The sequence below is a fragment of the Saccharopolyspora sp. NPDC000995 genome (assembly GCF_053599315.1).
In genome coordinates, this window is record NZ_JBSFLZ010000037.1 from 26,670 (window position 1) to 51,466 (window position 24,797).

Below are 24,797 nucleotides of genomic sequence, written 5' to 3' on the forward strand. Positions count from 1 at the left end.
TGCCGTGATCTTCAAGGACGTCCGGGAGGGTCAGCCGTACCCCGACCACCGGATGGCGCTGCGGGACTGGGCGAAGGTGCCGCCGCGCCCGGTGCGGATGGAAGACCTGGTCACCACGACGAAGGTGCTGCACCTGGATCGGCTGCTGAGCCCGGACTCGACGTTCTTCGGGGACCTGTTCCCGCACGTGGTCCGCTGGCGCGGCGAGCTCTACCTGGAGGACGGTCTGCACCGGGCCCTGCGAGCCGCCCTCCACCAGCGCACGGTCCTCCACGCCAGAGTCCTCGACCTGGACGCGGCACCTCAGACCAGGTCTGGCCGCGATTTCAATGGGAATCGAAGCTCCGATTTCCATTGAATCGCGGGAGTTGTCCACTGCCAGCGGCGTGTCGTGATGCGACACGCCGGTTGCTCACAGTTTCCGTTGAGATCTCCCGAGTGAGGTCGTGGCGTCAGGAGATCAGGCGCTGAACCACTCCGTCGGCGAGGAGGCGACCCCGGTTCGTCAGGGTGCAACGGCCCGCCGTCAGCCCCTCGGGCTGAAGCAGACCGTCGGCGGCTGCTTGCTTCGCTGCCAGGAGACCCGGCTCGTCCAGCGCGTCCACCGGGAGACCAGTGGCCAGGCGGAGCTGGAGCATGATCCGCTCGACCCGCTGATCCTCGGCGTCGAGGCGCTCTCGCCCCGCCGCCGGGGAGTTGCCCGCCGCCAGCACCGCCGCGTAGCGGGCCGGATGCTTGACGTTCCACCAGCGGACGCCGCCGACGTGGCTGTGCGCGCCCGGGCCGGCACCCCACCAGTCGCCGCCCTGCCAGTAGCCGAGGTTGTGGCGGCAGCGCGCCGCGTCGTCCCGCGCCCAGTTCGACACCTCGTACCAGCCCAAACCCGCCTCGTCGAGCGCGCCGTCGATCAGTTCGTAGCGGTCGGCCAGCACGTCGTCGTCGGGCATCGGGAGTTCGCCTCGGCGGACCTTTCGGGCCATCGCGGTGCCGTCCTCGACGATCAGCGCGTACGCCGAGACGTGGTCGACCCCGGCGGAGCGCACCGCGTCCAGCGACGCCCGCAGGTCGTCGTCGGTCTCCCCCGGCGTGCCGTAGATCAGGTCCAGGTTGACGTGGTCGAAGCCAGCCGCACGCGCCTCGCCGACTGCCGCGACCGCGCGGCCTGGCGTGTGCCGCCGCTCCAGCACCCGCAGCACGTGCTCTGCGGCGGACTGCATGCCGAGCGAAACCCGGTTGAACCCGGCCTCGCGTATCCCGGCGAAGAACTCCGGCGACGTCGACTCCGGGTTGGACTCGGTGGTGATTTCCGCCGCACCGTCGAGCCCGAATGAATCGCGGATCGCCGCCAGCACCTCGCCCAGCCGACCTGTGCCGAGCAGCGACGGCGTGCCGCCGCCCACGAAGACCGTCTCCGCCGCCGGCACCGGCCGATCGCCTGCCGCCAGCACCCGCGCGCCCAGCTCCAGCTCCGCCCGCAGGCCGTCCAGCCAGCTTCCGAAACTCGCTGATGAGCCCAGCTCATCGGCGGTGTAGGTGTTGAAGTCGCAGTAGCCGCAGCGGGTTGCACAGAACGGCACGTGGACGTACACCCCTAACGGCCGCGACCCCAAGCCCGTCAGGGCCTCGGGCGGGAGCGTTCCGTCGGCCGGGGCGGGTTCACCGACAGGCAGTTGAGCAGGCACTCCACCACTGTCTCACCATTCGGATGGGGATGGACCGGTCGGTGAGCACGTGGCACGCTGCCCTACATGGGTGCGACCTTGCCGAGGCTCTTGCTGGTCACCCGCCGCTACGTGGATCTGCGGCGCGTGTCCAGCGCGCTGTGCCGCGCCATGGGTTGAAATCCCGCCGCCGCGTTCTGCTTTGTCCAGTCGGCGCCGGGAGCGCCGAGCAGTGAGAACCGTCACCGTCGACGGGATTTCCACGCGGCGCTGCCGCGCCCGAATCCCGGAGGTCGGACATGGTCCCCCCGACGGAAGCCCCTGCTCGGCCCGCCCGCAAGCGCAAGACGCGCGGCGAGGGCCAGTGGGCGCTCGGTTATCGCGAGCCGCTCAATGCCAACGAGCGCTCGAAGAAGGACGACAACCCGCTGAACGTCCGGCAGCGCATCGAGACGATCTACGCCCACGGCGGCTTCGACTCGATCGACCCGGCCGACCTGCGTGGTCGTTTCCGCTGGTGGGGCCTCTACACCCAGCGCGCACCTGGCATCCCCGGCGCGCGCACCGGCACGATCGATCCCGAGGAGCTCGACGACCGCTACTTCATGCTGCGGGTCCGCATCGACGGCGGTGCGCTGACCACCGAGCAGCTGCGCGCCATCGGTGAGGTTTCGCAGACCTACGCGCGCGATACCGCCGACATCACCGACCGGCAGAACATCCAGCTGCACTGGGTGCGGGTCGAGGACATGCCGACGATCTGGCAGAAACTGGAGGGCGTCGGGCTGTCCACCACGGAGGCCTGCGGCGACTGCCCCCGCGTCGTGCTGGGATCGCCGGTCGCAGGCATCGCCGCGGACGAGATCATCGACGCCACCCCGGCGATCAAGGAGATCGCCGAGCGGTTCATCGGCGACAAATCGCTGTCCAACCTGCCGCGCAAGTTCAAGAGCGCGATCAGCGGCTCGCCGCGCTGGGACACCGTGCCGGAGATCAACGACATCTCGCTGGTCGGCGTCGTGCACCCGGAGCACGGGCCCGGCTTCGACCTGTGGGTCGGCGGCGGCCTGTCCACGAACCCGAAGCTGGCGGTGCGGCTGGGCGCCTGGGTGCCGCTCGGCGAGGTCGCCGAAGTGTGGCAGGCCGTGGTGCAGATCTTCCGCGACTACGGCTACCGGCGACTGCGGCACCGCGCCCGGTTGAAGTTCCTGCTCGCCGACTGGGGCGCGGAGAAGTTCCGGCAGGTGCTGGAGAATGAGTACCTGGGCCGCAAGCTGGTCGACGGCCCCGCGCCGGAGACGCCGACCGGTCACCGCGACCACGTCGGGGTGCATCCGCAGGCCGACGGCAACTTCTACGTCGGTGCGAAGTCCGCGGCGGGCCGGGTCGCCGGCTCCACGCTGGTGGAGGTCGCGAAGGCCGCCGAGCGGGTCGGTTCGCGGCGCGTGCGCACCACCGTCGAGCAGAACCTGCTGGTCCTCGACGTGCCGAAGTCCGAAGTGGACAGCCTGGTCGCGGACCTCGACGGGCTGGGCCTGCATGCCGACCCGTCGCCCTGGCGGCGCAGCGTTCTGGCCTGCACCGGCATCGAGTTCTGCAAGCTGGCCATCGTGGAGACAAAGGAGCGGGCGATCGCGCTGGTCGACGAGCTCGAGCAGCGGCTGGGCGACATCCAGGGCGACGTCACCGACCCGGTGACGATCAACCTCAACGGCTGCCCGAACGCCTGCGCCCGCACCCAGGTCGCCGACATCGGCCTGAAGGGCCAGATGGTCCCGGACAGCGAAGGCAACCAGGTCGAGGGCTTCCAGGTGCACCTCGGCGGTGGCCTCGGCGAGGACGCCGGGTTCGGTCGCAAGATCCGCGGTCACAAGGTCACCTCCGCTGAGCTCGGCGACTACGTGGAGCGGCTGGTCCGCCGCTACCTGGCACAGCGATCCACCGGCGAGCGCTTCGCGCAGTGGGTGGCGCGGGCCGAGGAAGACGACCTCAAGTGAGCCGAGCGGCGCCGTTCTACTGCCCGTACTGCGGGGACGAGGACCTCACGCCCGAGGCCGAGCCGGCCGGGGCGTGGCAGTGCGCATCGTGCCTGCGGGTCTTCGTCGTGCGGCTCGTCGGACTGTCCCTCGGCGAACAGGCCGAAGACCCGGCCGGAGGAAACGGAGAAGCATGACTGCCGACACCACCACGAACATCGGCGCCCGGCGCAGCGACGACGAGCTGCGGGCGCTGGTCGAGGAGGCCGCGCCGCGGCTGGCCGAGGCCGACGCGGAGGAAGCCCTGCGCTGGGCCGTCGACAACTTCGGCGACGGCCTGATCGTCGCGTCCAACATGCAGGACGCGGTGCTGGTCGACCTGGCGGCCAAGGCGAAGCCGGGCGTGGACATCCTGTTCCTGGAAACCGGCTACCACTTCGCCGAGACCATCGGCACCCGCGACGCCGTCGCGCAGGTCCACGACGTGAACATCGTCAACGCGATCCCCGCGCAGACCGTCGCCGAGCAAGACGCCAGCGAAGGCCCGCGGCTGTTCGAGCGGGACCCGAACCGCTGCTGCTTCCTGCGCAAGGTGGTGCCGCTGCGCGACACGCTGGCCCGTTACGAGGCGTGGGTGACCGGGGTGCGCCGGGTGGAGGCCCCGACGCGCGCGAACACGCCGATCGTGACCTGGGACGACCGCAACGCCCTCGTCAAGATCAACCCGCTAGCGGCCTGGTCCGACGACGACATGCAGCGCTACATCGACGACCACGGCGTGCTGGTCAACCCGCTGGTGCCGGCCGGTTACCCGTCGATCGGGTGCCAGCCCTGCACGGCCAAGCCCGCGCCCGGTGCCGACCCGCGCAGCGGGCGCTGGGCGGGCAGCGCCAAGACCGAGTGCGGACTGCACGGCTGAGGAACTCCGGAGGAAACATGACGACAGTCGAGTTGCTGACCGATCGGACCGACGTGCCGCCGCAGGCGGACAATTTGGACGCGCTGGAGTCCGAAGCGATCCACATCTTCCGCGAGGTGGCCGGGGAATTCGACCGACCGGTGATCCTGTTCTCCGGCGGCAAGGACTCCACGGTGCTGGTGCACTTGGCGCTGAAGGCGTTCTGGCCCGCGCCGGTGCCGTTCCCGCTGCTTCACGTCGACACCGGGCACAACTTCCCGGAAGTGCTGGCTTTCCGCGACGAGCTGGTGGAGCGGCACGACCTGCGGTTGGTGGTGGCGTCCGTGCAGGACTACATCGACGACGGCCGGCTCCAGGAGCGGGCCGACGGCACGCGCAACCCGCTGCAGACCACGCCGCTGCTGGACGGGATCAGCGAGAACCGGTTCGACGCGGTCTTCGGCGGCGGTCGGCGCGACGAGGAACGGGCCCGCGCCAAGGAGCGCATCTTCAGCCTGCGCAACGCCTTCGGTCAGTGGGACCCGCGCCGACAGCGCCCCGAGCTATGGAACCTGTACAACGGCAAGCACCGACCGGGCGAGCACGTCCGGGTGTTCCCGCTGTCGAACTGGACCGAGCTGGACATCTGGCGCTATATCCAGCGGGAGAAGATCGAGCTGCCGGAGCTCTACTACGCGCACCGGCGCGAGGTTTTCCTGCGCGACGGCATGTGGTTGACCTCGGGTCCGTGGGGCGGGCCCCGCGACGGCGAGGTCGCGGCCACCAAGACCGTGCGCTACCGCACCGTTGGCGACGGTTCCTGCACCGGCGCGGTGGAATCCGAGGCGTACACGGTGGACGACGTGATCGCCGAGGTCGCCGCCAGCCGGCTCACCGAGCGTGGCGCGACGCGAGCCGACGACCGGATTTCCGAGGCAGCGATGGAAGACCGCAAGCGCGAGGGCTACTTCTAAAAAACGGTTTCCGCACTCGTTTCGAGTAGCAGTGCCGGTAGCGGAACATCAGACGCCCCTTCGGTCGGGGACCGCCGACTCCTTGCATGTGTCCGATACGCGGCGCTGGCGCTGTCCTCCCGGGGGCACGTCTGAGAACCCGCGGCGGTGCAAGTGGCGCGGGCAGGCCAAGCGGCTTCACCGCTTCAAGAACACGACCGAACTTCAGAGCCAAGGCACACAGCCGAACCACCAGGAATGGGTTCATCAATGACCGAGACGACCACTCGCACCGCGCCGGACAGCGGTACCGAGGTGACTCTGCCGGTGCACAGCGATCTGCTGCGGTTGGCCACCGCCGGTTCCGTCGACGACGGCAAGAGCACCCTGGTCGGGCGGCTGCTGCACGACACCAAGTCGGTGCTGGCCGACCAGCTCGACGCGGTGCGCCGCGCCAGCGCGGACCGCGGCCTCGCCACCCCGGACCTGTCGCTGCTGGTGGACGGCCTGCGCGCGGAGCGAGAACAGGGCATCACCATCGACGTGGCCTACCGCTACTTCGCCACGCCCAAGCGGACTTTCGTACTCGCCGACACCCCCGGTCACGTGCAGTACACACGCAACACCGTCACCGGTGCGTCGACCGCGCAGCTCGCGGTTCTGCTGGTGGACGCGCGCAAGGGCGTCATCGAGCAGACCCGGCGGCATGCAGCGGTGCTGGCGCTGCTGGGCGTGCCGCAGCTGGTGCTGGCCGTCAACAAGATCGACATGGTCGACTTTGACGAGGCGGTGTTCACCCGCATCGCCGCCGAGTTCACCGAGCACGCCCGCGCGCTGGGCTACCGCGACGACACCGTGGTGACCATCCCGGTGTCCGCGCTGCTCGGCGACAACGTGGTGGAACGCTCCGCGAACACCCCCTGGTACAGCGGTCCTTCGCTGCTGGAGCACCTGGAAAGCGTGCCGGTGGCGCCGGACCCGCATGACGCGCCGTTGCGGATGCCGGTCCAGTACGTGATCCGGCCACGCACCGCCGAATACCCGGACTACCGCGGCTACGCGGGCCAGGTGGCCGCCGGTGTCGTCGCCGAGGGCGACGAGGTGGTCGTGCTGCCCGCCGGGCTGCGCACCCGGGTGTCCAAGGTAGACAGCCCGGACGGGGCGAAGCCGCGCGCCGCGGCCGGGCACTCCGTCACCCTGCTGCTGGCCGACGACGTGGACATCTCGCGCGGCGACCTGATCGCCGCCGCGGACGCCCCGCCGCGAGTCACCGACCAGCTCGACGCCACGGTCTGCTGGCTGGCCGAGAAGCCGCTGAACCCGGGCGCCAAGGTACTGATCAAGCACGGCACCCGCACCGTGCAGGCCATCGTCACCGAGCTGTCCGCCCGCTTCGACGAGCAGCAGCTGTCGAGTGTCGATGGCCCGGATTCGTTGCAGCTCAACGAGATCGGCCGGGTGCAGCTGCGCACGGCGGAGCCGCTGCCGATCGACGATTACTCCGCGAGCCGGCGCACCGGATCGTTCCTGGTGATCGACCCCGCCGACGGCACCACGCTGGCCGCCGGACTGATCGGGGTGCCGTTGGCGCCGCTGGCTGCCGCATCGGAATGAGCCGGAGATGACCGCTCCGCTGGTGGCTGTCGCGCACGGCAGCCGGGATCCGCGTTCGGCCGCGACCATCCACGCCCTGATGGACGTGGTCCGCGCGATGCGCCCAGATCTCGATGTGCGCGTGGCGTTCCTGGACCTGTCGGCACCGCGCGTGGGCGACGTGCTCAGCGCGGTGCACGGCGACGGCCACGATTCGGCGGTCGTCGTGCCGCTGCTGCTCGGCCGGGCCTTTCACGCCCGCGTCGACGTGCCCGCGGCGGTGGCCGACGCGGAGCGGCGCTATCCGCGGTTCCGGGTGCACGTGGCCGACGTGCTGGGCCCGGATCCGCGACTGGACGAGGCCGCGTGGCGGCGGCTTGTCGAGGTCGGAGCGTCCGCCGACGACCGGGAACTGGGCGTGCTGCTGGCCGGCGCGGGATCGTCTCACGCACCGGCGAACCGCCTGGTCGCCGACGTCGCGGCGCGCTGGCAGTCGCGCACGTCGTGGGCCGGCGCAGTCGCGGCGTTCGCAGCAGCCGCCGAACCCGCTGTTCCGGCGGCGATCGAGGCCCTACGCGCACGCGGTGCCCGCCGCATCGCGGTCGCCTCCTGGTTCCTGGCGCCGGGCCTGCTCCCGGACCGGATCATCGATCTGGCCCGCAAGCACGCGCCAAACCCGCGGCTAGCGGCCCCGATGGCCGACGACGAGGGCGTGGCCGAACTGATCCTGAACCGCTACGCCGAGGCACTCACCGCAGCTCCCCTTCAGCTATCCGCAGCCCTATAACCTGCGGTTCTGCCCGTGCTTGCCGCCACCCCACGCGAGGCGTACAGTAACTTGTACAAGGAGGTGTTTCGGTGAAGACGATGAGCTACTCCGAGTCCCGTGCCAAGTACGCCGAGACGCTCGACTCCGTGGTGAACGACCGCGAGGAAGTCGTGATCACCCGAGCAGGTCACGAGCCGGTCGTGATGGTGTCATTGGATGACTACCAGTCTTTGAAAGAAACTGCCTACCTGCTCCGCAGCCCCGAGAACGCCCGCCGTCTGATCCTCGCGATCGAGCGGCTGGAAGCCGGCGGCGGTGAACAACACGAGCTCGCCGAATGAAACTGGTCTGGGACGGGCTTGCCTGGGACGACTACGTCTGGTGGCAAACCGAGGACCGCAAGATCCTCAAGCGAATCAACGCGCTGGTCAAAGACATCTGCCGCAACGGGAACGAAGGAATCGGCAAACCCGAACCGCTCAAGCACGGTTTCCAGGGCTACTGGTCGCGTCGCATCTCTGACGAGCATCGGCTCGTCTACAAGGTAGCGGAAGACGAGATTCGAATCGCGGCTTGCCGCTACCACTACGGGAAATGACTTGCTCACGACCCGGCCACCCTCGCCGGCCAGCCTGTGCGCGACCTGAGCGAATACGCAGGATACTTCGGCGCGGAGCCCGGCCTCGCGGAGCGAACCGAGGAAATCCGCCACGAGCGGTTTCGGGGCGCAGCCGGGGCGTGCGACCGTCGCGGATAGCAGCGTTGACGTTGTTGCGGCAGGGAATTCCGCCTTCCTAGGGACGGGTTGTCGCCCGGGGGTTGAGCAAAAGTCGACAAGTCTGTTGGTGGACGCAACCTACGGGGCATGATGTGGCCGTGTCATCCAGCTGGGTACACGAAGACCGGCAGCGGCCCGGACACCCCCGACAGCCCGCGCCGCTGCCGGACTCGACTTCGCAGTGCACCGTGAGGGCCGGATGAACGCGCGACCGCACCTGATCGCGCGGGTCCGAGCCGAGTTCGCGCGCAGCGAGCAGGACAAATCCTGCCATTTCTTCCCGCTGCCGGACGACGGTGAGCTGCCCGAAATGCTGTACGCCTACTGCGGTTTCGGCATCGTCCCAGGTCAGGCGGAAGCTCTCGACGGGCCGGCCGGCATGCCGTGCCTGCAGTGCCTGATGACCGCCGCGCTCTCCGACAGCAAAGTGTGATCGCTCGCGACCAGCGATGACGGCAGAAACCCGCACCTAACGCTGAGTTGTTCTTCCGAACACTTAGCTTCACCCCATGTGGTCATGAGAGAGTTTAGTGCCAGCGTCTGGACGGGGAGCCGGCCGCTCCTTGTGCTCGTCTCACCCGTCAGGCCGCGCTATCGAGTGACCGCGCCGCTGTGTGGGGGCGATCAATGCAAGGCTGGACGAGGAGTCGGGGACAACAGCGCGAGATGAACACGCAGCAGCCGAATCGACCGGTCATCACGCCAACCATGCGGGAACAGGCCCAGAAGCAGCCGAACACCTGGCTGTACGTGGTCGACCCCATCTTCACCGATCCGAACGCCGAGGTGCCGCCGTGGGGCTTCATCGGCGGCTACCGGGTGGACGAGCAGGGCGAGATCACCGACGACTTCTCACCGAACCCGAACTACCGGCCGTCCCCGGTGGCGCTGCGGCTGCCCGCGCCGACCAACGACGTCGAACGCGCCCTGCAACTCACCACCACCGGCTATGCGCAGGGGCATTCGCTGCTGACCGCGATGCTGGACGCCGAGCTGATCCTTTTCGCGCAGCCGCAGGGTAACGGGCTGTTCACGATGGAGCACGAGTCGGGCCGCCGGCAGCTGCAGGTGTTCACCTCGGAGACCTTCCTGCCGCCCAACTGGACGACCTGGCAGCGGATGACCGGTCGGCAGCTGGCGACGCACAACCTCATTGGCATCGACGTGCAGGTCAACCCGACCAGCCCGGTCAAGGCCCGGCTCCCCGCCGAGGACCTGGCCAAGGCCGCGGCCGCCGTGCCACCGAAGGCCCCTGGCGTCCCGATCAACTCCCCCGCGAACGGAATGCCGACGCAGGCCCCGCCGGGAGCTGCGCCGCCGCCGGGCGAGCAGGCTCCGAAGCCGACGGCCGGGCCGACCGCGCAGCCGCCGGGCGATCCCCTGGAAACCGAGTTCGGCCGCCGCTTCCTCGGCTCGATGCTGGCCGGGGCGATCGGCGACGCGCTCGGCGCGCCGGTGGAGTTCTACCCGGTGGACCAGATCCGCAGCCGCTTCGGCGCGATGGGAGTCACGGAGTACGACCGCGCCAGTGAGCACCCGGGCGAGTTCACCGACGACACCCAGATGGTGCTGTTCACCCTGGAAGGCCTGATCCGCGGGCACTTCGCGGCCCGCACCGCCGGGGCCGACAGCCCACTGTCCGCGATCCAGTTGGCCTACCAGCGCTGGCTGCACACCCAGGGTTACGCGTGGATGCGAGCCGCCGGGCCGTTCACGATGAGCCACCCCAAGCCCAACGGCTGGCTGATCGAGCAGCGCGACCTGTTCGCCGTGCGCTCGCCGAACAGCAGCTGCATAACCGCGCTGCGCGAGTTCGCCGCGGTCGGCGCGCCGGGCACCTTCGATCGGCCGATCAACGCTTCGCAGGACTGCGGCGGCGTGGTCCGGGCGGCACCGGTGGCGCTGTGGTCCGACGACCCCGAGCAAGTCTTCGAACTCGCCGCCGCGACCGCGGCCCTGACCTACTCGCAGCCCAACGGCTACCTGCCCGCCGGCGTGCTGGCCGTGGTGGTGCACCGGTTGCTGCGCGAGGAGCCGCTGGAAGCCGCGGTGCGGCAGGCCCGCGAACTGCTCGTGCAGTACCAGTGCCACGAAGACACGGAGCGCGCGTTGCAGGCCGCGGAGGAGCTCGCCAAGCAGGGCAGACCGAGCCCCGAGCAGCTCAAGGACACGTTGGGCGGCGGCTGGGCCGGGCACGAGGCACTGGCCATCGCGGTATGCGCGGCGCTTAGCACCGACAGCATCGCGGCCGCGCTGATGGTGTCCGTCAACCACTCCGGCGACAGCGACTCCACCGCGGCCATCTGCGGGAACATCGTCGGTGCCCGCTACGGTGCGCCCGCGCTGCCGGGTGTGTGGCTTCGCGACCTCAAGCAGCGCGAGATCGTCGAGGCGCTGGCGACGGACGCGTTGCTGGAGTTCGGCCCGACTCCGCCGAGCGGTGACGCGTGGGCCTCGCGCTACCCGGCCGCGAAGGACATCTCGGACCTGGTGTTCACCTCCACCCTGCCGCTGGCGAGCGCGGAGGCGGCGCCGGTCGCCGACACACCAGCCGAAGCGGTCGAGCCCACAGCCGAACCAGACGCACCCGCAGTTTCAATTGAAACTGCGGACCAGCCGGAGGCGGAGAACACCGCACCCCCCGAGCCTGAAGCCCCCGCAGTTTCGTTTGAAAGTGCCGGCCAGCCAGACGCGGAGGCGCCCGAGACGGTCAAGACGGTCGACGAACATGCCGAACCCGCCGCCGACCCGGCGGAGTTCCGGCCGAACCGCATCCTGGGTTTCCTGCTCGGCGGCGCCGCTGGTGACGCGCTCGGCTACCCCATCGAGGACGCCTCGCTGCGGGACATCCGCCGCAAGTACGGCGAGGCGGGGCTGACCGACTACGTCGACGCACACCGGCCCGGCGGGTCGATCAGCGACGAGACCCAGATGACGCTGTTCACCCTGGAGGGCCTCATCCGGGCCAGCATCCGCCGCCGACTCTTCGGGGAGAACGAGCCCACCACCCAGGTTCAGCATGCCTACCAACGCTGGCTGCACACCCAGGGCTTCGACTGGCGGGAGGCCGGCGGGCCGCTGGCCGCGACCGCGCCGGACGGCTGGCTGATCAAGCAGAAGGGCTTGTTCGTCCGCCGCGCGCCCGCCACCACCACCATCCAGGCGCTGCACGGCTACGCCAACGGCAACCAGCAGGGCTCGTTCACCAACCGCCTCAACGACTCGAAGGGCTGCGGCGGGGTGATGCGGGCCGCCCCGGCCGGGTTGTGGTCCGCCGATTCCGCCGAGGTGTTCCAGGTCGGCGCGATGACCGCGGTGCTAACCCACGGCCACCCCAGCGGCTACCTGCCCGCCGGCGCGCTCGCCGTGATCGTCCAGCAGCTGCTGGCGGGCCGGTCGCTGCCGGAGGCGGTGGACCGCGCGCTCACCGAGCTGTCCACATGGGACGGGCACGACGAGACCAGCGCCGCGCTGCGGCAGGCCATCGAGCTGGCCACCGCGGGCACCCCGACACCGGAGCAGATCCACGAGTTCCTCGGCGAGGGCTGGTTCGGCGAGCAGGCCCTGGCGATCGCGGTGTGCGCGGCGCTGACCCACCCGGAGTCGTTCGCCGACGCGTTGGTCCTGGCCGCCAACCACTCCGGCGACAGCGACTCGACCGCGGCGATCTGCGGGAACATCATGGGTGCGACGCTAACCGCGGACGCGATCCCGCAGACCTGGCGCGACAAGCTGGAGCTGCGCGAGGTCATCGAGGCGCTGGCCGGCGACGCGATCCGCGAGTTCGGCCCGAATCCGCCGTCGGACGCGGAGTGGCTGGAGCGCTATCCGATCGGGGAGGCCGAGTCGCCGCACGAGGACGTCGTCGCGCCAACGGCCGAAGTACCCGAAGGGCCTCGGTACGCAGCAGGAACACCGGAATCGGAGACCGCGCAGGCTGGTGAGGGACCGGTCGAGGACGACCCGGTGCCGGAAACCCCGGTCCAGGAAGCGCCCGCCCAGGAAGCCGAAGCGGCAGAAGTTCCGGTCGCCGATGCTCCTGCCGCCGAAGCGGACGCTGCGCAACCTCCAGCTTCCGGAGCCCCGGTTGCCGAGGCGGCAGTCGTCGAGGCTTCGGCTGCGGGAACCGCCGTCCCGCACGCACCGGCCGAGGCGGGCGACGAAGCCGACGAAGGCCTGTCGGACGAGGAACTGCAGTTGCTCAGCGTGTGGCGCAAGTTCCGCGACAACGGCGAAGGGAACTCCGCCGACCTGACGCAGGGCCTGCAGAAGCTGCTCGTCGAGGCCTTCGGCGCCGAACGCGCGGCCCAGCTCATCGGCCAGGCCGCCGCCGAGCCGGAAGCCGGAGCTGGCCTCGCCGCCGAAACCCGGGTGCAGCTCAGCCGCCGCGAGCGGCTCGAAGGCTGCGTGCTGGGCGCCGCCGTCGGTGACGCCCTCGGCGCGCCTTGGATGTTCGCCGACCTGCGCACGATCCTGGGCGCGAACCCGGAAGGCGTGCGGGAACTCGCCGAGGCCTTCGGCCGCCGCGGCGCGGCCACCGCCTACTCGCAGCAGGCGGCATTCGTGCTCTACGGCCTGATCGGCGGCACCATCCGCTCGACGCTGCGCGGCGTCCCGGCGTTCCGGCCGGGCTTGGTCCGCACGGCGCTCCGGCAATGGCTGCTCACGCAGGGCGCCCGGGTCGACGTGGACCTGCCGACCGGGACGCTCGCCGAGAACGAAACGCTTCGCGTGCAGCGGTTCCCGGACGAGGCGTCGCTGACCTCTTTGGCGCAGTGCAACGACCGCCGGGAGCCCCCGACGCCGGGTAACCCGCCGAACGCCGCACGCACGCCCGCGGCAACTGTCCGCGGTGCCGTGGTCGGCTTCGAAGTCCGCACCGTGCAGGACTCGATCTCCCTCGGTATCGAGATCGCCGCGATCACCCACGGGCATCCGGACGGTTACCTGCCGGCCGGGGCGCTGTCCGGGCTGGTGTCCGCGTTGCAGGAGGGCCACACCCTCGCCGAAGCGGTCCATGCCGTGCTGGCCGAGCTGGACCAAATGGAGGGTGCTGAGACCACTGCGCAGGGCTTGCGCTCCGCGATCGAGATCGCCGCGAACGGCCCAGTGTCGTCGACCAGACTGGAAACCCTGGGCCTTGGCTGGCAAGCGCCGGAAGCGCTGGCGATCGCCGTTGCGGCTGCGCTGGCGCACCCGAACTCGTTCGCCGACGCCGTGTCGCTGGCGGCTACCCACGCCGGGAACAGCGCGGCGACCGCGTCCATCTGCGGCAGCCTGCTGGGCACCGCCCGCGGCGCCGGGCCCATCCCCGCGGCGTGGACCACCGGCCTGGAGCTGCACCCGGTCCTGGACCAGCTGCTGGAAGACGCGCACCGCGCTGGCACGGAGATCGACACCCACGAGCCGGTGCCCGGCTGGACACAGCGCTACCCCGGCTGATCCACAGTGGACGAATCCTGGTTGGACGAGACAGAACGGGCTTTGCTGGCGGCCTGGCGCGACGCGCACGCGACCAGCCGCCGCGACCCGGTGGAGCAGCAGCTGCTGGACACCTGGCGGCAGTGGCAGCGGAAACCCGCCACCCGCCCGCTGTGGGCGACGGCCCTGCAACACCGGCTCAGCACAGAACCCCCGCCGGCGCCTGCCACCGGCCTGGCCGACCGCAACGGCCCGCTGCCCGAAGCACCGGGACGGTTGCTTGGCATGCTGCTCGGCGGCGCGGTGGGCGAATTCGTCGCGCTCGGCCGGGTCGGGCAACGCACCACTGCCATGCTCTTCGTGCTGGAGGGCCTGATCCGCGCGCACACCCAAGCGCGGTCGGCGGGCGATGGAGATCCGGTCGGCTGCGCCCTCGGCGGACTCCAGCGATGGCTGCACACCCGCGGCGTGCCTTGGCGAGACTGCGGGACCGACGCCGCCCAGCCCAACGGCTGGCTGGTGACCGAACCCGCGCTGCATTCCGCCAGCAGCGACGAGCCGACGATGCTCACCGCACTCGCCCGCGTTGCCGCCGGGCACGCCGCCGGTTCCCGGCGGCAGCCCATCAACACCTCGGACGCGGCCACTGCCGTGCCGCTCGGCGCACTCGCCGCGCTGTGGTCGAGCGATCCTGGCACGGTTTTCGCGCTCGGCGGCGACCTCGCCGCGCTCACCCACGGCCACCCGAACGGCCACAGCCCGGCCAGCGTGCTCGGGGTGACGATGCTGTCGCTGCTGCGCGGGAACGCACTGCAAACATCGCTTAGCCAAGGACTTTCCGGCTGGCAGTCGGGACGCACCCCGCTCAGGCGCGCACTGCGGCTCGGCCAGATCAGCCCCGCAGGGTTGCGGCCGCGCCGCAGGAACCTCGACGCGACGCAACCCGGCCGCAGCGGCCTGGACGCGCTGGCGGTCGCGGTCAGGGTCTCATCGGCCTGCGAGGACGATTTCGCCGCCGCCATCGGCTCCGCCAGCGAGCACAGCGGAGACGGGGCGACGGCAGCCGTGCTGTGCGGGCAGCTGCTCGGCGCGCTGCACGGCCCGACGGCGATTCCGCCGGAATGGCTGGAAGAACTCCCGATCATCGCACTGGTCGAGCAGCTTTCCGCGGACGCAGCAAGGGAATTCGGCCCGTACCCGGACGAATCCGATCAGTGGGAGCGCCGCTACCCGACCACCGAATCCGCCGAGCCCCTGGCCCCGTCCACAGCGGACTACCGTACCGGGCTGACCGCGGTCCCCCGCCTGGCGGCGTCCCGCGACCGGTTCCTCGGCGCGGTGCTCGGCTGCGCGGTCGGCGAGGCGCTCGGCATGCCCATCTCGGCCGACAGCTGGGACGAGATCCAGTCCCGGCACGGCGCGGACGGCCTGACCGACTACGTCCCGGCCGGGCACCCGTCCGGGCGGCTCGGCAGCGACACCCAACTGCTGCTGTTCTCGCTGGAGGGCACGATCCGGGCCAACATCAGCCGGCGCGCCACCGGCACCCACAACCCGACCCGGCACATCCAGCACGCCTACCAGCGCTGGCTGCACACCCAGCACCTTAGCTGGCCGCGCGCGGCCGGCGAGTTCCTCCACGACAGCCCCGAACCGGACGGCTGGCTGGTCGGCCAGCGGGCGCTGTTCCAGACCCGCAACCCGGGCCGCACCATGATGCGAACGCTCATCGCGTTCGCCAAGGGCCAGCAGCAGATGGGATCCCCGGACAACCCGGTCAGCGACTCGCAGGGCAGCAGCGCGATCACGCGCGCCGTTCCGGCCGCGCTGTGGAGCAACGACTCGGCGGAGGTCTTCCACGTAGGCATGAGGACGGCAGCGCTGACCCACGGCCACCCGGCGGCCTGGCTGAGCGCGGGAGCGCTGGCGTTCCTGGTGTCGCGCCTGATGAACGGCGAGCCGCTGGCCACAGCGGTCGATGCGGCAATGGAGCAGCTCACCCCGCACACCGGGCACGAGGACGTGAGCCGCCGTATCACCGCGGCGGTCCGCCTGGCCCGCAGCGGCCGTATCGCGCCGAGCGATCTGGAGCGCAACCTCGGCACGGGATCGACGGCGGCCGAAGCGCTGGGCATCGGGCTGTACGCGGCGCTGGTCTGCGACGGCGACTTCGATGCGGCGCTGCCGGTAGCGGTGAACCACTCGGGCAACAGCGCGACGACGGGCGCGGTCTGCGGCAGCCTGATCGGCGCAGCATCCGGGGCGGAGCAGATCCCGGAGCGCTGGAAGGCCGAGCTGGAGGTGTACGAGGTGATCGAGCGCCTCGCCCACGACGCGGTCCTGGAGTTCGGTCCCCGCCCGCCGGACTGGTCCGACCGCTACCCCCCGACCTGACACCCAAGGCTCGTGAGTGAAAGTTCCGGTCCTTACCGGAACTTTCACTCACCAGCGGCGGCGCCGCGGGGTGGCCGGTCGGTGCACGGGGAGGGACCGCACCGACCGGCCCGCAAGGGCCGGGGACGCCCGGGGATGCGTCTGCCACCCGACCCGTGGCTTGGAGCGTCAGCTGCGCCGGAGTCCTTCCAGCACTCTGCGCTGGAGTGCAGCGACGCCATCACTGGACCGTCTGATGTAGACGCTTCGGGCACCGGGAGATCCGGTTCGGGCTCGCGAAGCCGGTGCTGACCGCCTCGTTCGCGTTGTCGTCGCTCCGCTTCGACATGGGCGATCAACTGCCGTACCGGCAGCGCATCCGCGCCACCTCCGGCATGCTGCGGGCGATGGTTCCGCCAGCACGTCAAGAGCAGGTAGGAACCGGCGATGCCGGTGATTTCGACGACCTGGGTCAGTGTGAGGAACATGCAGCAGGACCTTCCACGTCGATCGGGACCGGATCTTTCTCCCGCAACAGCAGGGAGATCTCGTCGAGAACGGTTGCGGTGTCGGCGAATTCCCGAGCGTCGAGGCGACCCGCGCCGACGTGGAAAGCCAGATCGTCCAGCAACCACTGGGCTTGGCGCAGCAGCACCGCCAATGTCACGGTCTCAGCGCCCATTTTCCGGGCTCCTTCCCCGTGATCGAGCCGGTGAACGACTGCGCGATTCGGTGAGCTTGGGAGTTGCACTCCGCGCAGGTCGCCCACAGCCACGCCAGTTCAGAGTTGTCGGCCACGGCATCGAGCCCGCACAAAGTCGAAACCGGAGTCCCAGTCGGATACACCAGGAGGCCAGCCGAGCGCGCATCGGTGCTCGCGTGCCGAACCCCACCCGCCGGTACCCAGTGGAACGGGTACATCGCAACCTCCAACCCGACGATCATTTGTGCATGCACAGAATGATTGTGCATGCACAAGATTCGCAATTACTCGATCGCGTGATCGTGATCGTCATTGGTGGCGGGACTAGGATTCGTGCATGGCCAGCACCGCTGACACACCGCGCGCGAGGCAGCTCGGAGCCGAATTGCGGACCGCCCGCAAGGCAGTTGGTATGTCGACGCAAGCGCTCGGGAAGAAGCTGGGCCGATCCCACACGCACATATCGCGTTGGGAGAACGGGAAGCTGACTCCCAGCGAAGCGGATGCGGGTGCAGTGCTGGGCATCCTCGGAGTCACTGGGAAAGAGCGCGAAAGACTACTGCAACTCGCAAGGGACGCGGGCGATCCCAACTGGGTGGCACCTGGTGTCGATCGTCAACTCGCAGCGCTGACCGAGTACGAGCGGACAGCTCGAACGGTCACCGATGTGCAGCCGCTGCTGATTCCCGGTTTGTTGCAGACCGCCGACTACGCGCGATCCATCATGGTCGGTGCCGGAACGACGCGTGGCGAGGCCGATCGACGGGTCACGTTCAGACTCGGTCGCCGAGACGTCCTCACGCGCCGAAACCCGGTTGAACTGGTCGCAATCATCGGTGAACACGCACTGAGATACCCGCCGTGCGACCGCGATGTGATGGTCGAACAGCTCCGGCACCTGGTGAAGTGGGGCGAGCTGGACAACGTCAACATCCACGCGATCCCCATCGATCAAGGCTATTCCCCGACGTTGGAAGGGCCGTTCGTGCTAATCGAGTTCGACCGCGCGAAGGCCGTCGTGCATCTGGAGCACTACCGCTCAAGCACGACGATCACTGACGCCACCGACGTCAAGGACTACCAAACCGCGACGGATAGCGTCCGCAAGGCCGCGTTGAGCGCAGACCTAACCGCGAGTCTCATCGCTGAGATCGCAGACGAGATGGAGCGACTGAAATGAGCATGATCCAAGGCTGGCGCAAGTCCAGCTACAGCGGCAACCAGACCAACTGCGTCGAGGTCGGACGTGTTACTGACTGGCGCAAGTCCAGCTACAGCAACCCCAACGGCAACTGTGCGGAGGTCGGGCGGTTAGCCGGGGGCGCCGCGATCCGGGACACCAAGGACCGCGACGCCGGGTACATCACCGCCGATCAGGCCCAGTGGCGTTCGTTCCTCACCGCCGTCAAGGCCGGGCGCTTCCAAGCCTGACCCGCACGCCGGGACCGGTACCGCATCTCTACTGGCCAGGGCCCGCGAGTACGTTGGACCACTACGGCGTGCTCACGGGCCGTGGCCTGCGGTGGAGGCGCTCAGTCCGACCCGGAGTGGGATGTTGCTCACTGGCCCTGGATGGCTAACGGCGGTTAGCGTGCCTGTCATGGATGAACTCGTGCACCTCGCCGTGGCCGACGGCATCGCGACGATCACGCTGGACTCGCCCCACAACCGCAACGCGCTGTCCGCGCAGCTGCGGCGTGAACTGCGGGACCACCTGAACGCAGCGATCGCGGACGACGCTGTGCGCGTGATCGTCCTGGCCCACACGGGCACGGTGTTCTGCGCCGGGATGGACCTCAAGGAGTCGCGTTCGGCGGACTCCGAGAAGCAGGGCGTGAACGAGTTCCCCGCGATCCTGGAGCAGATCTGGACCAGCCCGAAGCCGGTGGTCGCCAAGCTCGCCGGGCCCGCCCGCGCCGGCGGCGTCGGCATCGTCGCGGCCTGCGACATCGCGGTCGCGGCGGCCACCGCGACCTTCGCATTCTCCGAGGTGCGCATCGGCGTCGTGCCCGCGGTGATCTCGGTGACCGTGCTGCCCCGCCTCAACTCCCGCCAGGCGCACGAGCTGTTCCTGACCGGCGAGACCTTCGACGCTCGCCGCGCCGCCGAAATCGGCCTGCTGAACTCCGCGGTCGCGGCCGACGAGCTGGACGCGGAGGTCAAGCGCTACGCCGACATGCTCGCCCTCGGCGCCCCGAACGCCCTGGCGGCCACGAAGCAGATGCTCACCAGCCAGCGCCCGCCGAACATGGGCGAGGCGTTCGCGCAGATGCTAGAGCTGTCGGCGAAGCACTTCGCGGGCGAAGAGGGCCAGGAAGGCATGCAGGCCTTCGCCGAAAAGCGCAAGCCCGCATGGGTGCCCGAAAATCTCAGGTGACCAGCCCGCTCAGTCGCATGCGGGGCTTCGCCGCGAAAGCCCGCATAGGCGCTTGAAAACCCCAGGTGACCGGCTGATCAGTCGTCTTCGCCGCCGATCCGCTTGCGCCACGGCCCCTTGGCCAGAAGCCAATAAGGAACGAGCTTGATCGGGAACGGGAAGTCGGTGGCGAAGGTGTCCTCGCCGATCGCCTGCTGCACCTCTCGATACTCGCCATTCTCCAGCCGGAGCTCGACGATCCCCGGTTTCTCTTCATCCGGCGTGACGATCCAGTACGCCTGGATACCGAAGTTGGCGTACTCGCGACGCTTGGTGTGATGGTCGCGGAGGACGCTCTCCGGGGAAACAACCTCGATCGCGAGCAACGGCGGCCGGGTGAGGTACGGCTGCTCGAAATCGGTCTCGTTGAGCACGACTACGTCCGGGATGCGGTGGTGCGTCCGATCCGCGTTGAAGTTGATGCCAGCACCTTGCATCACCACGAAATCCGCCGGGGCGACTTCGAAGCCGAGATACTGGCAGAGCCTTGCCTCAACGAGGGAGTGGATGCTTACTGGCGCAGGAGACACGTCAAGCCTCCCGTCGACCAACTCGTAGCGGCGCCCGTCGTCGGGTAGCCGCTCCAGGTCGTCGACGGTCATCGGCACGTGCTGCTCGTCCGCCCGCATGTTCACGACAGTCATACTGCCTCCTGTTCTGCACGGCAGCCAGTATTGCGAGACGGTCCCGGCCACTAATGGGCGATCAAGGCCTGGTCAGGACTGCGGTGAACTCGCGGCCGCAGATGGGGTGCTCGGAGGCGTCGCGTAGGACCGCGTTGATCCGGCCGAAGGCCTTCGGGTCGTGCTCCGCCAGAGTCTGGAAGCCGGACCAGACCAGCACGTGCTCGCCCTCCGGCAGCCACGACAGGTCCGTCAGGCAGTCGTAGAGGGCGTCGAGGTTTCGGCCCGCCCACTCCGGGAAGTTCAGCACCGCGGCGATACCGTCCAGCGTCGTCCGCTTGCTGACCAGGTCTGAGCCGTCCAAGACGTGCGCGGTCGCGCCGCGCCGCTCGGCTTCCTGCACGGCCTCGCGCGCAGTGACGCCGCCCGACGGCTGCTCCACCTCGCTCACCGCCGGCTCCTTCCGCACCCTGCTAGCCCACTTCGTCGCAAACATCGCACTCAACCTGCGGGGTCGACAACCACAAATGAATCGTAATGATCGCTCGTGTAGTAAAGCTCGGATTGGCCACCGGTGACCAGTCTCCGGGCTCCGCGATCCTTCGAGCCCGGGGTCGGCACGGTGTACTCGTGGTAATACCCGGAGGCCTTGTCCGGCAGGACGCCTTCCCGGTTGCCGAACACCGAGCCGTCCTTGCCCGGGTACGGGAACGGCCCGCCCTTGACGACCAGCTGCCAGGTCTTCCCGGCTTCCGGCGGGAGCATGGACAGCTGCTTCACCGGCAGGCCGGACTCAGTCCCGGGCACGGCCCGCTGCTGCGTCGCCGCACCGGGATCCAGGTCCACGTAGTCCCGGACGAACCAGCCGATGACGACCAGCGCGATCAGCCCGACCAACGCCACCGAGATACGTCTGCGCGACGTCACGCCGCCGTCCCCTTCCGCCCGGTCTCGCCGTCCCGGCGGCCGACCGGGGGTTCCGCGTCACGGACCCTCGTCAGCTTCGCTCCTAGGCCGTCGATGCCGCGATCGATCACGCGGGCGAGCCCCCAGCACAGCGGTAGCAGCACCGCCAGCACGAGGGTCACCTGCAGCGGGTAGACGAGCTGCACGAGCCACAGCTCGACGCCGTCATACCACTCGACCAGCCACTCCAACACAGAGCGTCAGGGTACGCCCGGTCCGATGACGCCGTGCGCCACCCCGGCCCGTCCCGCGACTACGCCACGTGCACCTGTCCCCAGGACAGCACGATCTAACGAGGAATCAACCGCCACCTGGGGAACGGTGATTCCGCGCGAAACCGACATCGCAGGTCAGTGCTGCTCGGAGTGCTCCCGGACGGACTTGATGATCGCGCCGAAGTCGAGGCTGCCGCCGCCCTCTTCGTTGAACCGTTGGTAGAGCTCGGTGGCCAGGCGCCCGATCGCGGCGTCCGTGCCGCTCTGCTCCGCCGCCGAAGTCGCCAGCTTGAGGTCCTTGAGCATCAGCGCCGCGGCGAAGCCTGGCTCGTAGTCGTGGTTGGCCCGGCTGGTCTCCACCAGGTCCGGCACCGGGCAGTTGGTGGTCAGCGCCCAGCACTGCCCGGTCGAGATCGACGCCACGTCGTAGAGCGCCTGGTGCGAGAGCCCCAGCCTCTCTCCCAGCACGAACGCCTCGCTCACCGCAACCATGGACGCGCCGAGGATGAGGTTGTTGCACATCTTGGTGACCTGGCCGTTGCCGGGACCACCGCAGTGGATCACCTTGCGCGCCATCGGTTCCAGCAGGGGCTCGGCGCGGTGAAAGTCCTCCTCCGACCCGCCCACCATGAACGTCAGGGTGCCCGCCTCGGCGCCGGCGGTGCCGCCGGAGACCGGGGCGTCGATCGAGCCGAACCCGTCCTCGGCGGCGCGCTCGTGCGCCCGGCGGGCATCGGCGACGTCCACCGTGGACGAATCGATGAGCAGTGTGCCGGCGTTCGCCGCGGCCAGCACCTCGTCGTAGCAAGCCAGCACGTGCTTGCCGCTGGGCAGCATGGTGATCACCGCATCGGCGCCAACGACGGCATCGGCGGCCGACGCCACGGTGGTCACGCCCTGCCGGTCGGCGGCCTCCAGCGCCGCCGGCACAAGGTCGAAGCCCTGCACCGCGTGACCGGCCTTGACGAGGTTCGCCGACATCGGGCCGCCCATGTGGCCCAGCCCGATGAATCCGATGACAGCCATTGTCATTTTCCCCTTCTGCGCTGGAACTTCCGTCAAGGCCGAAGCGGCGTCAGCCAAGCAGTTTCGGCTCGTCCTCGACCGGCTCGAAGAACTTCTCCACCCGCGCCTCGTCCACATCGGACAGTTGCGCCGGGGACCACTGCGGGTTGCGGTCCTTGTCCACCAGCGTCGCGCGCACGCCCTCGACGAAGTCGCCGATCCGCACGCACGCCATCGCCAGCCGGTACTCCTGGACGAGGGCCTCCTCCAGCGAACCGTAGTCGCTGCGCAGGGCCTTCAGGGTGACCTTGAGGGAGGTCGGCGACTTGTGTTCGATCGCCTCGGCGGTCTCGCGGGCGGCTTCTTCCGGCCGCTGGCGCAGGCGCCGCAGAACCTCCTCCACGCTGTCCGCCGAGTACACCGCGTCGATCCACTCCCGCTGCGCGGCCAGCGGCGCCTCGCGGGCGGGCTCGGAGAACTTCTGCAGCGCCTCATCCACCTCGCCGCCGGCCAGGGCCTTGACGAGCTCAGGCAGGTTCGCGCTGTTGACGTAGTAGTCGGCCACACCGCAGTAGATCGCGTCGGCGCCGCCGATCGGTGCGCCGGTCAGCGCCAGGTGGGTGCCAAGGTCGCCGGGGGCGCGGGAGAGCAGGTAGGTGCCGCCGACGTCGGGGATGAAGCCGATGCCGACCTCGGGCATGCCGACTTTGGAGCGCTCGGTGACCACCCGGTGCGAGCCGTGCGCAGAGATGCCCACGCCGCCGCCCATGCAGATGCCGTCCATGATCCCGACGACCGGCTTCGGGTAGCCCGCGAGCGCCGAGTTGAGCTGGTACTCCTCGGTCCAGAACGCGGCGGGCAGCGACTCGTCACCGGCCTTCGCCGCGTCGTGCAGCGCGCGGACGTCGCCTCCCGCGCACAGCCCTCGCTCGCCCGCCCCATCGATCAGGATCGCCTGGATGTGCTCGGCGGTGCGCCACTGCTCCAATGCCTGCGCCATCGCCCGCACCATCCCCAGCGTCAAGGAGTTGAGCGCCTTGGGGCGGTTGAGCGTGATCCGTCCGAGCGATCCCTGTTCGCGAACCAGGATCTCGGGCTCCGTCATGATGCGACTCCAAGTTCTCGCGCTGCCCACCCGGGCCGGCGGCGTCAGGCCGCCAGCAGGCCCCGGGAAATGATCAGCCGCATGATTTCGTTGGTACCTTCCAGGATCTGATGCACCCGCAGGTCGCGGACGATCTTCTCCAAGCCGTACTCGGCAAGGTAGCCGTATCCACCGTGGATCTGAAGTGCCTCGTTGGCCACCGCGAATCCCGCGTCGGTGGCCAGCCGCTTGGCCATCGCGCACAACCGGGTGGCCCCGGGGTCCTTGACGTCAAGCGCCCACGCCGCCCGCCACAGCAGCAGCCGGGCGGCCTCCAGATCGGTGGCCATGTCGGCGAGCTTGAACTGCAGCACCTGGAACTCGCTGAGCTTGGTACCGAAGGCGCTGCGTTCCCGCACGTAGGCGAGGCTCTTGTCGAGCGCGGCCTGCGCACCGCCAAGCGAGCACGCGGCGATGCTCACGCGGCCGCCGTCAAGGCCGGTCATGGCGATCCGGAAGCCGATGCCCTCCTCGCCGAGCCGTTGGTCGGCGGGCACCCGGACACCGTCGAAGATCACCTGCCGGGTCGGCTGGGCGTTCCAGCCCATCTTCTTCTCGTTGGCCCCGAAGGACAGGCCTTCGGCGTCGCCTTCGACGATGAAGGTGGAGATGCCCTTCGCGCCCGGCTCGCCTGTGCGGGCCATCACCACGTAGACGTCCGAGCTGCCACCGCCGGAGATGAACTGCTTGACGCCGGTGAGCAGGTAGTCGTTGCCGTCGCGGACCGCGCGGGTCTGCAGCGCAGCCGCGTCCGAGCCCGCGCCGGGCTCCGTGAGGCAGTAGCTGGCCAACTGCTCCATCGAGCACAGCCGGGGCAGCCAGCGCACGCGCTGCTCGGCGGTGCCGAAGCGGTCGATCATGCCCGCGCACATGTTGTGGATGGAAATGTAGGCGGCGATCGACGGGTCGCCGGTGGCCAGCGCCTCGAAGATCAGCACCGACTCGAATCGGCTCAGCCCACTGCCGCCGACCGACTCGTCGACGTAGACCCCGCCGATGCCGAGCTCCCCGGCGGCGCGCAGGGCCTCCACCGGGAAGTGCTTGGCCTGGTCCCACTCGATGGCGTGCGGGGCGAGTTGTTCGGCGGCGAATTCCCACGCGGTCTGCTGGATAGCGCGCTGGTCCTCGGTGAGCTCGAACGGCGACACCGGACCGGCGACGGCTGCAACGGACACGTCCGCTCCCTTCCCTGTGGCGGTTTCGTGCGAAACCGCCACCTCCAATGGGGTGCGGCGGCGATTTCGCGAAAAAACGCGGGGGCTCGTAGATCGCCAGCCGGGCCTCCGCGACCTCGCCATCCTGC

General features: G+C 69.6%; 26 protein-coding genes. 16 read left to right on the plus strand and 10 right to left on the minus strand.

Annotated features, from left to right (window positions below; genetic code table 11):
• The first annotated feature begins 4 nt into the window (after window positions 1-4).
• The gene (locus tag ACWDKQ_RS15190) at window positions 5-358 is read left to right on the plus strand and encodes a type II toxin-antitoxin system VapB family antitoxin (protein ID WP_450139356.1); all 354 of its coding nucleotides are present in this window, start codon (window positions 5-7) and stop codon (window positions 356-358) included.
• Window positions 359-452: 94 nt separating this feature from the next.
• On the opposite strand, the gene hemW is transcribed toward ACWDKQ_RS15190, so the two are convergent.
• Entirely contained in the window at window positions 453-1,682 is a 1,230-nt protein-coding gene (hemW, locus tag ACWDKQ_RS15195; protein ID WP_450139357.1) for a radical SAM family heme chaperone HemW, read from the minus strand.
• Between the two features lie 66 nt (window positions 1,683-1,748).
• Between hemW and ACWDKQ_RS15200 the strand changes: the two genes are divergently transcribed.
• From ACWDKQ_RS15200 to ACWDKQ_RS15255, 12 genes are all read left to right on the plus strand, one after another.
• Window positions 1,749-1,841: a putative leader peptide gene (locus ACWDKQ_RS15200; RefSeq protein ID WP_328592488.1), complete on the plus strand. Its 93-nt coding sequence runs from the start codon at window positions 1,749-1,751 to the stop codon at window positions 1,839-1,841.
• Between the two features lie 119 nt (window positions 1,842-1,960).
• Window positions 1,961-3,658 (plus strand): nitrite/sulfite reductase, encoded by a 1,698-nt coding sequence (locus ACWDKQ_RS15205; RefSeq protein WP_450139358.1) that lies wholly within the window; start codon window positions 1,961-1,963, stop codon window positions 3,656-3,658.
• On the plus strand, window positions 3,655-3,834 hold the full coding sequence (locus ACWDKQ_RS15210; protein ID WP_450139359.1) for a hypothetical protein: 180 nt from the start codon (window positions 3,655-3,657) through the stop codon (window positions 3,832-3,834). Before ACWDKQ_RS15205 ends, ACWDKQ_RS15210 begins: the two co-directional genes overlap by 4 nt.
• Window positions 3,831-4,556: a phosphoadenylyl-sulfate reductase gene (locus ACWDKQ_RS15215; RefSeq protein WP_450139360.1), complete on the plus strand. Its 726-nt coding sequence runs from the start codon at window positions 3,831-3,833 to the stop codon at window positions 4,554-4,556. Before ACWDKQ_RS15210 ends, ACWDKQ_RS15215 begins: the two co-directional genes overlap by 4 nt.
• A gap of 17 nt (window positions 4,557-4,573) precedes the next feature.
• Window positions 4,574-5,509 (plus strand): sulfate adenylyltransferase subunit CysD, encoded by a 936-nt coding sequence (cysD, locus tag ACWDKQ_RS15220; protein WP_450139361.1) that lies wholly within the window; start codon window positions 4,574-4,576, stop codon window positions 5,507-5,509.
• 249 nt (window positions 5,510-5,758) lie between these two features.
• Complete coding sequence (locus tag ACWDKQ_RS15225; RefSeq protein WP_450139362.1) at window positions 5,759-7,102, plus strand: sulfate adenylyltransferase subunit 1; 1,344 nt, start codon at window positions 5,759-5,761, stop codon at window positions 7,100-7,102.
• A gap of 7 nt (window positions 7,103-7,109) precedes the next feature.
• A complete protein-coding gene (locus ACWDKQ_RS15230) occupies window positions 7,110-7,868 on the plus strand; it encodes a sirohydrochlorin chelatase (protein ID WP_450139363.1) in 759 nt (252 codons plus the stop codon).
• An 80-nt stretch (window positions 7,869-7,948) separates the two neighbouring features.
• Window positions 7,949-8,191: a type II toxin-antitoxin system Phd/YefM family antitoxin gene (locus ACWDKQ_RS15235; protein WP_245761466.1), complete on the plus strand. Its 243-nt coding sequence runs from the start codon at window positions 7,949-7,951 to the stop codon at window positions 8,189-8,191.
• Complete coding sequence (locus ACWDKQ_RS15240) at window positions 8,188-8,448, plus strand: Txe/YoeB family addiction module toxin (RefSeq protein ID WP_450139364.1); 261 nt, start codon at window positions 8,188-8,190, stop codon at window positions 8,446-8,448. Before ACWDKQ_RS15235 ends, ACWDKQ_RS15240 begins: the two co-directional genes overlap by 4 nt.
• Before the next feature lie 379 nt (window positions 8,449-8,827).
• Window positions 8,828-9,061, plus strand: coding sequence for a hypothetical protein (locus ACWDKQ_RS15245; protein ID WP_450139365.1), 234 nt, complete (start codon window positions 8,828-8,830; stop codon window positions 9,059-9,061).
• Between the two features lie 233 nt (window positions 9,062-9,294).
• Entirely contained in the window at window positions 9,295-14,070 is a 4,776-nt protein-coding gene (locus tag ACWDKQ_RS15250; protein WP_450139366.1) for a type VII secretion system-associated protein, read from the plus strand.
• Between the two features lie 21 nt (window positions 14,071-14,091).
• Window positions 14,092-16,443, plus strand: a complete 2,352-nt coding sequence (locus ACWDKQ_RS15255) for an ADP-ribosylglycohydrolase family protein (RefSeq protein WP_450139367.1) — start codon at window positions 14,092-14,094, stop codon at window positions 16,441-16,443.
• 451 nt (window positions 16,444-16,894) lie between these two features.
• Here ACWDKQ_RS15255 and ACWDKQ_RS15260 read toward each other — a convergent pair whose 3' ends face one another.
• Together ACWDKQ_RS15260 and ACWDKQ_RS15265 are read right to left on the minus strand one after the other, a co-directional pair.
• Window positions 16,895-17,104: a hypothetical protein gene (locus ACWDKQ_RS15260; protein WP_450139368.1), complete on the minus strand. Its 210-nt coding sequence runs from the start codon at window positions 17,102-17,104 to the stop codon at window positions 16,895-16,897.
• Complete coding sequence (locus ACWDKQ_RS15265) at window positions 17,086-17,394, minus strand: zinc finger protein (protein WP_450139369.1); 309 nt, start codon at window positions 17,392-17,394, stop codon at window positions 17,086-17,088. The genes ACWDKQ_RS15260 and ACWDKQ_RS15265 overlap by 19 nt, the downstream gene beginning before the upstream one ends.
• Before the next feature lie 68 nt (window positions 17,395-17,462).
• Here ACWDKQ_RS15265 and ACWDKQ_RS15270 point away from each other — a divergent pair, with 68 nt between their 5' ends.
• The 3 genes from ACWDKQ_RS15270 (at window position 17,463) to ACWDKQ_RS15280 (ending at window position 19,502) form a co-directional block, all read left to right on the plus strand.
• Window positions 17,463-18,305 (plus strand): helix-turn-helix domain-containing protein, encoded by an 843-nt coding sequence (locus ACWDKQ_RS15270; protein ID WP_450139370.1) that lies wholly within the window; start codon window positions 17,463-17,465, stop codon window positions 18,303-18,305.
• Complete coding sequence (locus tag ACWDKQ_RS15275; protein WP_450139371.1) at window positions 18,302-18,556, plus strand: DUF397 domain-containing protein; 255 nt, start codon at window positions 18,302-18,304, stop codon at window positions 18,554-18,556. The genes ACWDKQ_RS15270 and ACWDKQ_RS15275 overlap by 4 nt, the downstream gene beginning before the upstream one ends.
• Before the next feature lie 169 nt (window positions 18,557-18,725).
• Complete coding sequence (locus ACWDKQ_RS15280; RefSeq protein WP_450139372.1) at window positions 18,726-19,502, plus strand: enoyl-CoA hydratase family protein; 777 nt, start codon at window positions 18,726-18,728, stop codon at window positions 19,500-19,502.
• 77 nt (window positions 19,503-19,579) lie between these two features.
• On the opposite strand, the gene ACWDKQ_RS15285 is transcribed toward ACWDKQ_RS15280, so the two are convergent.
• The 7 genes from ACWDKQ_RS15285 to ACWDKQ_RS15315 all read right to left on the minus strand — a co-directional run bounded on the left by ACWDKQ_RS15285 (window position 19,580) and on the right by ACWDKQ_RS15315 (window position 24,669).
• On the minus strand, window positions 19,580-20,185 hold the full coding sequence (locus ACWDKQ_RS15285) for a Uma2 family endonuclease (protein WP_450139373.1): 606 nt from the start codon (window positions 20,183-20,185) through the stop codon (window positions 19,580-19,582).
• A 61-nt stretch (window positions 20,186-20,246) separates the two neighbouring features.
• Window positions 20,247-20,615, minus strand: a complete 369-nt coding sequence (locus tag ACWDKQ_RS15290; protein ID WP_450139374.1) for a barstar family protein — start codon at window positions 20,613-20,615, stop codon at window positions 20,247-20,249.
• 50 nt (window positions 20,616-20,665) lie between these two features.
• Window positions 20,666-21,091, minus strand: coding sequence for a ribonuclease domain-containing protein (locus ACWDKQ_RS15295; RefSeq protein WP_450139375.1), 426 nt, complete (start codon window positions 21,089-21,091; stop codon window positions 20,666-20,668).
• A complete protein-coding gene (locus ACWDKQ_RS15300) occupies window positions 21,088-21,324 on the minus strand; it encodes a hypothetical protein (RefSeq protein WP_010695717.1) in 237 nt (78 codons plus the stop codon). The genes ACWDKQ_RS15295 and ACWDKQ_RS15300 overlap by 4 nt, the downstream gene beginning before the upstream one ends.
• A gap of 156 nt (window positions 21,325-21,480) precedes the next feature.
• Window positions 21,481-22,371: a 3-hydroxyisobutyrate dehydrogenase gene (mmsB, locus tag ACWDKQ_RS15305; RefSeq protein ID WP_450139376.1), complete on the minus strand. Its 891-nt coding sequence runs from the start codon at window positions 22,369-22,371 to the stop codon at window positions 21,481-21,483.
• Window positions 22,372-22,420: 49 nt separating this feature from the next.
• Window positions 22,421-23,455 carry an enoyl-CoA hydratase/isomerase family protein gene (locus tag ACWDKQ_RS15310; protein ID WP_450139377.1) on the minus strand — a complete coding sequence of 345 codons (1,035 nt, stop codon included), beginning with the start codon at window positions 23,453-23,455 and terminating at the stop codon, window positions 22,421-22,423.
• 44 nt (window positions 23,456-23,499) lie between these two features.
• Window positions 23,500-24,669, minus strand: a complete 1,170-nt coding sequence (locus tag ACWDKQ_RS15315) for an isobutyryl-CoA dehydrogenase (RefSeq protein WP_450139378.1) — start codon at window positions 24,667-24,669, stop codon at window positions 23,500-23,502.
• Between the last annotated feature and the right edge of the window lie 128 nt (window positions 24,670-24,797).